Genomic DNA, 12,722 nt, shown 5'->3' with positions numbered 1-12,722 from the left:
AGTCGGTTATGTCTGCCAAAGCAATTTCCGGAAAAGTCACCGTTGTCGGAGCTGGTTTCTACGGCTCAACAACTGCCCTTCGTCTAGCTGAATACAACATCTTCGAAACCGTTGTGCTCACAGATATCCTCGAAGGAAAGCCTGAAGGCTTGGCGCTTGATATGAACCAATCACGTTCTATCGAAGGATTTGAAACCAAGATCATCGGTGCGACTACAACTGCTGATGGCGCAGGATATGAAGCAACTGCAAACTCTGATGTTGTTGTCATTACAGCAGGCTTGCCACGTAAACCAGGTATGAGCCGTATGGATCTGATCGGTGTAAATGCCGGAATCGTTCGCGGCGTTGCTGAAAATATTGCAAAGCACTCACCTAATGCAGTGATCATTGTGGTCTCAAATCCACTCGATGAAATGACAGCGCTTACTCAGCTTGCAACTAACTTTCCAAAGAATCGCGTGATGGGCCAGGCAGGAATGCTTGATACAGCACGCTTTACAAACTTTGTTGCTGAAAAACTTGGCGTTGCCGTTGGTTCAGTCAAGACGCTAACTCTTGGATCACATGGTGACACGATGGTGCCAGTCCCAAGCCGTTGCACTGTAGATGGAAAGCAACTTTCCGAACTTCTTTCACAGGCAGAAATTGATGAACTCGTTGATCGCACTCGTAACGGTGGCGCAGAAGTTGTTGCACTACTTAAGACCGGTTCTGCTTACTACGCACCATCTGCTGCAGCAGCGCGTATGGCTAAAGCGGTAATCGAAGATTCAGGTGCGGTAATGCCAGTATGCGCTTGGGTAGATGGCGAATACGGAATCTCTGGTGTTTACCTCGGAGTCGAAGCCGAGATCGGTCGCTCTGGTGTAAAGAAAGTTGTAGAAACAAAACTCACCGATTCAGAACTTGCTGGGCTAAAGGAAGCTGCGGAAGCAGTCCGTGCCAAGCAGGCAGATGTACAGACTCTCTAGTAAGGAAAAGATATGAGCAAAATCAAAGTAACCGGAACTGTCGTCGAACTAGATGGCGATGAGATGACCCGCATCATGTGGCAGTTCATCAAAGATTCCTTAATCCTTCCTTACCTTGATGTAAATCTTGAGTACTACGACCTAGGTATGGAACACCGCGATGCCACTGATGATCAAGTAACTGTTGACTCTGCCCGCGCTATCCAAAAGCATGGCGTTGGTATCAAGTGCGCAACTATTACCCCTGATGAAGCCCGCGTTGAAGAGTTCGGCCTTAAGAAGATGTGGAAGTCACCTAACGGAACAATCCGCAATATCTTGGGTGGAGTGATCTTCCGCGAGCCAATCATCATTTCAAACGTGCCACGATTGGTTCCTCACTGGACTAAGCCAATCGTTATCGGCCGTCACGCATTTGGCGATCAATACCGCGCAACTGATTTCAAAGTTCCAGGTCCAGGAAAGCTAACGATCTCATTCGTTCCTGAAGATGGCTCTGCGCCAATTAACACTGAAGTCTTTAACTTCGAATCTTCAGGCGTGGCAATGGCGATGTACAACGTAGATGATTCAATCCGCGACTTTGCCCGCGCTTCACTTAACTACGGACTACTTCGTAAGTTCCCGGTTTACCTTTCAACCAAGAACACAATTCTTAAGGCATACGACGGTCGCTTTAAAGATATCTTTGAAGAGATCTTCCAAGCTGAGTTCAAGCCACAATTTGATGCTGCTGGCATTTGGTACGAGCACCGCCTAATCGATGACATGGTCGCAATGTCACTTCGCATGGAAGGTGGATATGTCTGGGCCTGTAAGAACTACGACGGCGATGTGCAATCAGATACCGTCGCACAAGGTTACGGCTCACTAGGATTGATGACCTCAGTACTTATGACTCCAGATGGAAAGATCTGCGAATCAGAGGCAGCGCACGGAACAGTTACTCGCCACTACCGCGATCACCAAGCAGGTAAGGCGACATCAACAAACCCAATCGCATCAATCTTTGCGTGGACACAGGGTCTTGCCCACCGCGCCAAACTCGATAACAACGCGGAACTCGCGAAGTTCTGTGCAACTCTCGAGCGCGTATGTATCGAAACAGTTGAGCAAGGAAAGATGACTAAGGATCTATCTCTTCTCATCTCAAAGGATGCGCCATACCAAACAACTCAAGAGTTCCTCAATTCAATTGATGAGAACTTGAAAGTTGCAATGGCTTAATCATGCCTGACCACCAACCGGGTGCTTTAGCGCTAGTTGGTTCTGGAGAATATTTACGCGAAGCGCAGTTGCTCGAAGCAGAGCTACTGCGCTTCGGTATTTCTCGCGGTAAATCAAATACTTATGTACAGATTCCTACCGCCGCCGGGAAAGAAGGCGATGACCGTTTAGATTTTTGGCGCCAACGCGGTGCCGAACAAGGCGCACGAATAGGTTGCGAAGTGAAATATCTGCCAGTGCTTACTCGTGAAGATGCTTTCAATGAACAGTGGATTGCCGAGATCAAGAGCGCTGGTTTGATTTACTTTTCTGGGGGAGACCCAGTTCATTTGGCAGAAATATTTGTCGATACTCCAATGTGGCAAGTGATTGTGCAGAGCTGGCGCGATGGCGCTTCGCTTGCTGGGTGTTCCGCTGGCGCAATGGCCTTTGGCGGAAAAATTATTGGCATCCGCAGATCGCATATCAGCACCGGCTTAAATCTCTTGCCGGATATAGAAGTTATTCCACACTATGACAAGTTCTTGGGTTGGTTACCAGATCGCGTAACCGCGGCGATTGTTCGAAAAGATGCCGACACCGCCCTGTTGGGCATCGATGAAAATACTGCGTTGGTACTTACCGATAAGTGGCGCAAGTACGGCGCCGGCAATGTTCACATATTGCGTGGAGAGTTTGAAATGAGCGAGGAACTATTTCCCTATAACTAGGCCTCATGTACTATTCCAGAATGAAATCACTTAGCGAAAAAAGTTTAGAAGTTTGGTTTCTCACAGGAAGCCAGCCACTTTATGGTGAAGATATTTTGGCCCAAGTCGCCGAACAATCTAAGCAAGTAGTCGCAACGCTTAATGCAGCAAGTGATCTTCCGATTAAAGCTACCTGGAAGCCAGTTCTTACAACGCCTGAAGCAATTAAGGCGCTCTGTTTAGAAGCATCTGCCAATCCAAATTGCATTGGCGTTATTACCTGGATGCATACATTTTCACCGGCAAAGATGTGGATCGGCGGCCTAAATGCGCTGCAAGTTCCGATCTTGCATTTAAATACCCAAGCAAATTCTGAACTTCCATGGGAAACCATCGATATGGATTTCATGAATCTAAACCAGGCAGCGCACGGAGACCGCGAACATGGACATGTTCAAGCTCGACTTCATATGGCGCGCAAAGTTGTCGCTGGCCACGTTTCAGATAAGACCGTCACTACTCGCATCGCACATTGGATGCGCGCCGCAATTGGTTGGCACACCGCGCAGAACTTAAAGCTGGCTCGCTTTGGCGACAATATGCGTTATGTCGCAGTTACCGATGGCGATAAGACAAGTGCGCAGATTGCACTTGGCATGTCTATTGAGGCATACGGTGTAAACGCACTTGTCGACGCCGTTGCTGCAGTTGAAGAGAGCGCAATTGATTCGCTAGTTGCCGAGTATGAAAAGATCTTTGAAGTTTCTGCCGAACTTAAAAAAGGTGGAGCCCGCCACGATTCACTGCGCTATCAGGCATCTCTTGAAATTGCGCTCGAGCGATTCTTAGAAGCCGGAAACTTCACCGCATTTACAACTAACTTTGAAGATCTAGGAGCCCTCAAGCAACTCCCAGGTTTAGCAGTGCAACGCATGATGTCGAAGGGTTATGGCTTTGGTGGGGAAGGAGACTGGAAAACATCAGCACTACTTCGCATTATTAAGAGCATGACCGAAGGCCTGAAAGGTGGAACTTCATTTATGGAGGATTACACCTATCACTTCGGACCTGGCGAACCAAAAGTTTTGGGCGCACATATGCTCGAAGTCTGTCCCACAATTACAGATCAAAAACCAAAGTGCGAAATTCATCCACTTGGTATCGGTGGAAAAGATGACCCAGTTCGTTTAGTTTTCAACGCAACACCTGCACAAGGTCGCGTAGTTGGTTTAATGGATCTCGGTGATCGTTTTCGCATCGTTTCAAATGACATCGAAGTTGTTAAGCCAGATAAAGAGTTAAAGAAGTTACCTGTTGCATGTGCGGTCTGGAAGCCGGCCCCATCTCTTGCCACTTCGGCCGAATCTTGGATCTACGCCGGCGGCTCCCACCACACCGTCCTGAGTACATCTTTGGATATCGAGACCCTAAATGATTTCGCCAATATCGCCTCCGTAGAGCACTTGCGCATCAGCGCCGGGACCACCAGCGATGAGTTCCACAAGGAAATCAAGTGGAATGGCGCTTATTACAAGCTCTCTTCTCTTACCTAGAGAACCCTTCGTTGGGCGGGGTTTTTAGCCCGCCCTTTGTAACCTAAACGTTACCGCCAAAGGGCCGCAATGGGTTGACTCACCCCTAACCCCGAACAAAGATACCTATATGTAGATTCCTGGTCCCCAAAAAATCCAGGCTGATACATATCCCGTAGTAGGAAATCCCTCTACATCGAGAAAGGCGTTACATGCTAAAGAAGTCAAAAGTAGCAGCTGTCTTCGCTGCACTTGCACTTGTTGTAACAACAGCTCCAGCATCATCTGCTGCAACTGATAAGCAACTTGAAATCTTTACCTGGTGGGCATCAGGCGGAGAAGCTGCAGGTCTAGAAGGAATGACAACTGAGTTCAATGCAAAGAACCCAAAGACTCCATTTATTAACGCAACAGTTGCAGGTGCAGCTGGCGTTAACGCAAAGGGTGTTCTTGTATCACGTATGCAAGCTGGAAATCCACCTGACACATTCCAGGCACATGCTGGTGAAGAACTTTCATCATATGTAAAGGCTGGACAGGTTGAAGACCTTTCATTCCTTTACAAGTCAGAAGGATGGGACAAGATTTTCCCTAAGGATCTCGTAAAGACCCTTACAACAAACGGAAAGATCTACTCAGTTCCTGTAAACATTCACCGTTCAAACGTTCTATGGTGGAATCCAGCAGCTGCAAAGAAGGCTGGAATCACTAAGGCTCCTGCATCACTAGATGCAATGCTCGTTGACATGGCCAAGTTCAAGAAGGTCGGAATCGACGGAATCGCACTTGCTGGTAACGGCGACTGGGCGATTGCTCACCTATTCGACTACGTACTACTTGCTTCAATGGGACCAGATAAGTTCAACGGTCTATGGACAGGTAAGACAAAGTGGAGCGGTCCAGAAGTTGCTAAGGCAATTGATTACCTTGCAAAGATTCTTGCATTCGGTAACTCAAGCAAGTCACTTGACTGGCCAGATGCAGGCAAGCTTGTAACAACAGGTAAAGCCGGCTTCTTCATCATGGGTGACTGGGCTTCATCACAGTGGCAGTCAGAAGGCCTAAAGCTAGGCAAGGACTACACATGGGCTCCAGGTCCAGGTACTAACGGTATCTACCAGTGGCTATCAGATTCATTTACATTGCCTAAGGGCGCTGTAAACCGCGATGCAGGTATCGCCTGGTTGAAGGTCTGCGGATCTTTGGCTGGACAGGATGCCTTCAACCCTAAGAAGGGTTCAATCGCAGTTCGTACAGATTCAAATCCAAAGCTATATGACAGCTACCTCCAGGCAGCAATGAAGTCATGGAAGAAGGATCGCCTAGTCGGTTCAACTGTCCACGGCGTTAACTGGGGCAATGCTGGAATGGCTGCGTACAACTCAGCAGTTGGACGCTTCTATTCAGGCGGAGGAAAAGATAAGAAGGGCTTTGCAAAGGCACTCGATGCAGCTCTAAAGGCACACGTAAATAGCTAATTAATTAGTTATTTAGGTAAGTGTTTTAAAGAAGTTGTCGAAGTTCTGGCGGGATCGAAAGGTTTCGCCAGAACTTCGACACTTTTAATATTTCTAGAGATTCTTAAGTTTCTAAATAGTCTAAATATTTTGAGAGGCGACACCTAAGTGAAAGTAAAGAAAAATCGAGTCCATAGCCCATGGGGCGGATTCTTTTTCGTACTCCCATCAATTATCGCGATGGCGGTTTTCGTATACGGAATGATTGGTTACACACTTCGTGAATCTTTGATGAATCGCACCAACTCATACACCGAAGATGTTAGCTATGTAGGTTTCGCCAACTATGTAGAACTTTGGCAAGATCCTGAATTTACTCACGCACTCTCTAACCTTCTAAAATTCACTGCAGTATTTATGATCGGATGTTTGCTCTCCGGCTTGATTATGTCTTTATTGTTAGAAAAGGGAATCAAGGGCGAAGGCTTCTTCCGCTCTACTTATCTCTATCCAATGGCGATCTCATTTATCGCTATGGGAACTTCATGGCGCTGGTTGATGGACTCAGCCCGCGATGCAGATGCAACAGGCCTTAACTACCTGTTGCAGCAAGTAGGTCTAGGCGCTCTTCAGAGCGACTGGTACACATCTGAAGCTGGTTCCATGTATGCGATGTCACTGCCTGCTATCTGGCAGATGTCTGGCTATGTGATGGCGCTCTTCTTGGCAGGCTTCCGCGGTATTCCGGATGACCTTCGCGAAGCAGCGCGTGTAGATGGCGCCAGCGAATTTAAGATCTATCGCCACATCTTGTTCCCACAACTATCACCAACATTCTTAACGGTCTTGATTATCTTGGGCCATATTTCGATGAAGGTCTTCGACCTCATCTTCGGTATCGCAACTAAGAGCTATGTAACCAAGGTTCTTGCGATCTATATGTGGCAAGTTATCTTCGATTTCCAGAACTACGCCAAGGGAGCTGCAATTGCGATCTTGATCCTCTTGATGATCGCTGTAGCAGTCATTCCATATCTAATCTATGTAAATAAGACAGAGGAGGCGAACAAATGAGTTCAGATATCGCATCCCGCGTCACCCGCAAGGTTGATGTTCGCAATAAGAAGAAACTCGATGGCGTTGGTCAATTCTGGTTGGTCTTCCGCTATTTCGCGCTAACGATTCTCTTTGTAATCGCCGCTCTGCCTATCTACATCATGGTGATCAACTCTGTTAAGGGTATTACCGGTGTAACTCAGTCAGCGGCGTTCATTCCACCGACTTCACTTGATTTCAGCGCCTGGGGCCCAACATGGGAGATCTTGCGCGAACCAATGTTCCGCACGCTCTTCTTCGTAGTTCAATCCTCAGTTATCTCTGCCGTAATCGGTGCGATCAACGGGTTCGTCTTTGCTAAGTGGCGTTTCCGCGGATCTACATTTGTATTTACAACTTTCCTCTTCGGAATGTTTATTCCTTACCAAGCGATCATGATTCCACTAACTAAGTTCAATCAGTGGGCCGGAATCGGTAACACGATCTACGTCTTGGTATTTGCTCACGTTATCTACGGTATTCCGATCTGTACATTGATCTTCCGTAACTACTACGCAGCGATTCCAAACGAGTTAATTGAGGCCGCACGTGTTGATGGCGCCGGAATGGTACGTATCTTCCGTACTATCTTCTTGCCACTTTCAATTCCCGGCTTTGTCGTTGTTCTTATCTGGCAGTTCACATCTGCCTGGAACGACTTCCTCTTTGCGATCTTCTTAACTGGTGGATCACCGAAGTTATCTGTTGCAACAACAGCGCTTAACTTCATCACCGGTTCTGGCAACCAGGTTTACTACGGAAATAACATGACTGCATCGTTGATCGTTTCGATCCCAACCTTGCTCGTCTACCTATTCTTAGGTCGTTACTTCTTACGTGGCCTCTTGTCAGGTTCGCTAAAGGGTTAAGTAAAGAAACCTCGTGCTCGATGAAGGTTCGGTAATTTCCTACCTTAATGAGCGCGGATTAATTTCAGGCAACGCCACCGTGGAAGTTCTCACAGGTGGCGTTTCCTGTGTTGTCTTAGCGGTCAAAAGTGCCGAGCGCGAGTTAGTTGTTAAGCAGGCTCTGCCTGAGCTAAAGACAAAAGCAAAGTGGGTGGCCGATCAACGCCGCGCAATTGTTGAGGCAGAGGCGATGCGCGTCTATCAATCGATTACTCCAGATAGCGTTCCAGAGTTGATTGATTGCGACGAAGCCAATTTCACTTTGACAATGTCACGTCTTCCAAATACCTGCACCAACTGGAAGCAGGATATGTTGGAAGGACGAATCCATCCGGAAATGGGTGAAAAACTCGGCAAGGTATTGGCGCAGTGGCACAACACAACTGCCGTTGATTCAGCGATTAAGGCGAAGTTTATGGAAGGCGAACTTTTTGAGCAGTTGCGAGTAAGTCCTTTCTATCGCGCAGTTGCAGATAAGAACCCTAATCTCCAACAAGTTATTAACTCGTTGATTGAAGAGATTACGACCGAGAAAATCGCCTTGGTGCATGGAGATTTTTCGCCAAAGAACATCCTGGCAACGCCTGATCACAGCCCCATAGTCTTAGATTTCGAGGTCGCACATACTGGAAATCCTGTCTTTGATTTAGCTTTTGTCAGCGCACATCTGTTATGCAAAACTATAAGAACGCAGAGCGAAGCAGAGAAAGATGCGTTAGCCACTACTGCCTTGAACTTCCCAAATTCTTATCGCGAAACTAGTCGGATAAGCATCGCCAAGAGTCTTCCGCTACATGTTGCTCTCATCGCCTTGGCTCGGGTTGAAGGGGTATCACCAGTAAATTACTTGGATGAGCCTGCGAAGCAAAGGCTGGTAGCCACCACCAAGTCTGCACTGTTAGATTCGACTATGACTTTTGAGCAGCTATTTGAAGGCGCCAAGTAATGAATATTAAGAAGTTACTTGGCTATCAAGTACTCGATTCACGAGGCCGCCCCACTGTTGCGGTAACAATTACCTTAAGCGATGGCTCGCTTCACACCGCACGAGTGCCATCAGGGGCTTCAACGGGTGCACATGAGGCACGCGAACTCAGAGATGCTGGAACAACGAAGGCAGAGAGTTTCTACGCCGGAAAATCTGTTTACTCAGCTGTTGAAAATATTAATTCCAAGATTGCACCTAAGTTATTGGGCCACAGCCTGAATTTAGCTGCGATAGATGGGTTGCTCGTCGAGGTTGATCCAACTCCGGGTCATCAGGTAATTGGCGCCAATGCAACGCTAGCAACCTCACTCGCTGTTGCAAAAGCAGCAGCGCATGCATCAGGTAAATCTCTGGTCAGATACTTTCAGCCAGAAGGTGCGCTCTTACTGCCGATGCCGATGGTAAATATTTTATCTGGGGGAGCCCACGCCAATCGCAGCCTTGATATTCAAGATGTTCTAGTTGTTCCTCATGCCGCAAGTAATTTTGCCGAAGCCCTTTCCTGGATCGTTGCAATTCGTGAACGAGCAGCAAGTGATGGCAAGGCTCATGGCGTTACTCATTTAGTTGCTGATGAAGGTGGATTAGGACTCTCATTCCCAACAACCGACGATGCCTGCGAGTTTGTTTTGTCGCAGATCGAAGAACTTGGGCTATCTGGAAAAGTTTCACTGGCACTCGATATTGCATCAACCCAGTTCTTTGCCGATCACAAATACTCGTTAACTACATCTGGGCAGGTTTATTCGCCAGATCAATTCGTAGAAGAGATCCTTGATCTAGTTACTACCTACCCAATTTCATCGATTGAAGATCCCTTTGCCGAAGATGATTGGGCCTCATGGTCAGCCTTTGCCGCAAGCGCTCCTGCACATCTACAAATTCTTGGAGATGACCTCTTTACAACTAATTTACATCGCCTGGAACGCGGTATTGCAGAAAAGAGCGCTAACGCTATTTTGATCAAGGCCAACCAGAATGGTCTGCTTACCTCAACTCATCGCGTCCTAGATCATGCGCACGCAAATAACTTTGCAACGGTTGTCTCGGCCCGCAGCGGTGAGACTGAAGATTCTTGGCTGGCAGATATTGCAACCAGTTGGCGGGCGCAGCAGATTAAAGTCGGTTCTACACATGGATCAGAGCGCACCGCGAAATGGAATCGTTTACTTGAGTTAGAGGCAACTGAAGAAACAGAATTTGCCCGCCCCTTTAAAGCTCTTTAACTCTTAAAGTAAATAACCCCCGCCACATTGCGTGACGGGGGTTATTTACTACTTATTAATTACTTGTTTATTACTTTAGACGCTCTCCAGTTGTTGAGTTGAAGAGGTGAACTGATGCAGCCGCAGCGGTGACAGTGATTGTGTCGCCTGGCTTTGGTGGGTGCTTTGGATCCCAGCGAACAATTACTTGTGCGCCTTCATCAGTTGAGTTAGCAAAGTTCACAGATGAATCTGCAGGCTTGCCGTAGACGAATGCATCTGCGCCGAGTTCTTCGACAACTTCAACTAGAACCTTGAAGCCAGATGATGCAGGAGCAAAGCCTTCTGGACGAATTCCAACGGTTACTGATGAACCAGCAGATCCTGGAACGTCTACTGCGAGATCTCCGAGCATCGCCTTTCCGCCACTTACTGGAGCAGAGAGAAGGTTCATAGCAGGTGAGCCGATGAAGCCTGCAACGAATGCATTTGCAGGTGAGTCATAAAGGTTGCGAGGTGTATCAACTTGCTGCAATAGACCATCCTTAAGAACTGCTACGCGATCGCCCATAGTCATAGCTTCAACTTGGTCGTGTGTTACATAAACAGTTGTGATTCCAAGACGGCGCTGTAGCGCAGCGATTTGGGTACGAGTTGCAACGCGCAACTTCGCATCAAGGTTTGAGAGAGGCTCATCCATAAGGAATACCTGTGGCTCGCGAACAATCGCACGACCCATAGCAACGCGCTGACGCTGTCCACCAGAGAGAGCCTTTGGCTTACGCTCTAGATATGGCTCAAGGTCGAGCAACTTCGCTGCTTCATTAACGCGCTTTTCGCGTTCTTCTTTGGAAACTCCAGCGATCTTAAGTGCGAATCCCATGTTCTCTGCAACAGTCATATGTGGGTAAAGCGCATATGACTGGAAAACCATTGCGATATCGCGATCTTTTGGAGCAACATTTGTTACATCGCGGTCACCGATAAGAATGCGACCTTCGTCGATCTCTTCGAGTCCTGCCAACATACGTAGTGATGTTGACTTACCGCAACCTGATGGACCAACAAGAACCAAGAATTCACCGTCTTTAACGGTTAGGTTTAACTTGTCGACTGCAGGTTTGGTTGTGCCTGGGTAGATACGTGTTGCGTTTTCGAATACAACAGATGCCATTTAAGGTATCTCCTTCTCCGGGCAGGTACGTGCCCGACGGTCCGTAGGATGAAGGTGCTAGCCGGTTGGCTAGGCTCGCAAAGGATATGCCAAGCGTGGGCAAATAGGGAAGGGGCTAGAGAGATAGCCTCTGGGCGAGTTCACATCTCTCAGTTCTAAGCCGTAGAATTACCCCCATCATGGACCCTTACCCGATTGGTTCTTTAATCGGCGATCTCGCCTCCGTAGCTGGCCTGATCTTGCTCGGCTCATTCTTTGTGGCAGCCGAAATCGCCTTGATCTCACTTCGTGAAAGCCAAGTCCGCCAACTCTCAAGTAGAGGTAAACGTGGCGCCAAGGTTTCCGTCCTTACCTCTAACCCAAATCGCTTCTTAGCCGCTGCTCAAGTTGGCGTAACTGTTTGTGGATTCTTATCTGCCGCACTTGGCGCAGAAAGACTTGGCGTTTATGTCATTCCGCAGTTGGTTGATCTTGGTCTGTCAGATGATGCAGCAAATGTAACTTCGCTAATCGGCGTCACCTTAGTAATCGCTTACTTCTCACTTGTTTTTGGTGAGCTCGTTCCAAAACGTCTTGCGCTATTTCGCACTGAAGAGATATCGCTTTGGAGCGCTGGCCCTATTGATTTAACCGCCAAATTCTTTAGACCTGTGATTTGGCTGCTCTCTAGATCAACTGATGTTGTTGTACGTATCTTTGGAATTGATCCAAAAGAACAACGCAGCCAGATGTCTGAAGAAGAACTCCTTGATTTGGTAACTGGCCATGCTGCCTTGACTGCAGAAGAACGCGATATCGTAGAAGAAGTATTTAACGCTTCAGAGCGCCAGGTGCATGAAGTTATGGTTCCGCGCACCGAAGTTGATTTTATGGATGCCTCATTAACTGTAGGCAAGGCGATTGCGCTCGCCGTTGATCGCGCTCACTCACGTTATCCAGTTGTTCGTGGATCAACCGATGAGGTAATTGGATTTATCCACGTTCGCGATCTACTTGATACAACGTTGGTGAGCGCCGGCGGAAAGATTCAAGAGCTTGTTCGAAACATCATGTTTCTGCCTGGCACCAAGGGAGTTCTTCCTGCCCTTACCGAGATGCGCAATCAACGCCAACATTTAGCTATCGTGCTCGATGAATACGGTGGCACCGACGGCATCGTGACCCTCGAAGATTTAGTCGAATGCTTGATCGGCGATATCAAAGATGAATACGACACCGATGAAGCCGATGTTTCCATGGAATCGCGCACAGGTGATTTTGAGGTTGATGGACTGATTTCGATCGATGATTTACGTGAGCAGACAGGTATAGAAATCCCTGAAGGCCCATATGAAACAGCGAGCGGTTTTGTGATGCATTTCTTAGGCAGAATTCCCGTCGCACACGATGTAGTTGGCGTTAACGGGATTCGAATCACTGTTTTGACTATGGAAGGCAAGCGCGCTGGGCAGTTATTGATATCGCGTAACTAGC

11 protein-coding genes are annotated in these 12,722 nt (G+C 47.8%); 10 read left to right on the top strand and 1 reads right to left on the bottom strand.

The genetic code is table 11. The features are described 5' to 3' along the window. Positions 1-8: 8 nt before the first annotated feature. The 9 genes from mdh (at position 9) to eno (ending at position 10,096) form a co-directional block, all read left to right on the top strand. Entirely contained in the window at positions 9-974 is a 966-nt protein-coding gene (mdh, locus tag A1sIIB106_RS05375) for a malate dehydrogenase (RefSeq protein WP_095677617.1), read from the top strand. Between the two features lie 12 nt (positions 975-986). After that, entirely contained in the window at positions 987-2,201 is a 1,215-nt protein-coding gene (locus A1sIIB106_RS05370; RefSeq protein WP_095677616.1) for an NADP-dependent isocitrate dehydrogenase, read from the top strand. A 2-nt stretch (positions 2,202-2,203) separates the two neighbouring features. Then, entirely contained in the window at positions 2,204-2,911 is a 708-nt protein-coding gene (locus A1sIIB106_RS05365) for a Type 1 glutamine amidotransferase-like domain-containing protein (RefSeq protein WP_095677615.1), read from the top strand. 20 nt (positions 2,912-2,931) lie between these two features. Beyond that, complete coding sequence (gene araA, locus A1sIIB106_RS05360; RefSeq protein ID WP_095677883.1) at positions 2,932-4,443, top strand: L-arabinose isomerase; 1,512 nt, start codon at positions 2,932-2,934, stop codon at positions 4,441-4,443. A 191-nt stretch (positions 4,444-4,634) separates the two neighbouring features. Beyond that, the gene (locus tag A1sIIB106_RS05355) at positions 4,635-5,900 is read left to right on the top strand and encodes an ABC transporter substrate-binding protein (protein WP_095671467.1); all 1,266 of its coding nucleotides are present in this window, start codon (positions 4,635-4,637) and stop codon (positions 5,898-5,900) included. Positions 5,901-6,119: 219 nt separating this feature from the next. Further along, positions 6,120-6,953, top strand: coding sequence for a carbohydrate ABC transporter permease (locus tag A1sIIB106_RS05350; RefSeq protein ID WP_095677882.1), 834 nt, complete (start codon positions 6,120-6,122; stop codon positions 6,951-6,953). Then, on the top strand, positions 6,950-7,843 hold the full coding sequence (locus tag A1sIIB106_RS05345) for a carbohydrate ABC transporter permease (protein WP_095677614.1): 894 nt from the start codon (positions 6,950-6,952) through the stop codon (positions 7,841-7,843). The genes A1sIIB106_RS05350 and A1sIIB106_RS05345 overlap by 4 nt, the downstream gene beginning before the upstream one ends. Before the next feature lie 13 nt (positions 7,844-7,856). Next, on the top strand, positions 7,857-8,828 hold the full coding sequence (locus A1sIIB106_RS05340; protein ID WP_095677613.1) for a phosphotransferase family protein: 972 nt from the start codon (positions 7,857-7,859) through the stop codon (positions 8,826-8,828). Next, positions 8,828-10,096: a phosphopyruvate hydratase gene (eno, locus tag A1sIIB106_RS05335; protein ID WP_095671464.1), complete on the top strand. Its 1,269-nt coding sequence runs from the start codon at positions 8,828-8,830 to the stop codon at positions 10,094-10,096. The genes A1sIIB106_RS05340 and eno overlap by 1 nt, the downstream gene beginning before the upstream one ends. A 70-nt stretch (positions 10,097-10,166) precedes the next feature. Here the strand turns inward: eno and A1sIIB106_RS05330 are convergent, their stop codons facing one another. Further along, positions 10,167-11,249 (bottom strand): ABC transporter ATP-binding protein, encoded by a 1,083-nt coding sequence (locus A1sIIB106_RS05330; RefSeq protein WP_095671463.1) that lies wholly within the window; start codon positions 11,247-11,249, stop codon positions 10,167-10,169. A gap of 179 nt (positions 11,250-11,428) precedes the next feature. Here A1sIIB106_RS05330 and A1sIIB106_RS05325 point away from each other — a divergent pair, with 179 nt between their 5' ends. Continuing rightward, entirely contained in the window at positions 11,429-12,721 is a 1,293-nt protein-coding gene (locus tag A1sIIB106_RS05325) for a hemolysin family protein (protein WP_095671462.1), read from the top strand. Position 12,722 lies beyond the last annotated feature (1 nt).

This window comes from Candidatus Planktophila lacus, from assembly GCF_002288325.1.
In the GTDB taxonomy this organism is placed as follows: domain Bacteria; phylum Actinomycetota; class Actinomycetes; order Nanopelagicales; family Nanopelagicaceae; genus Planktophila; species Planktophila lacus.
Note: the sequence above shows the minus strand (reverse complement) of the source record. Positions and strands in the feature narration are given on the sequence as shown.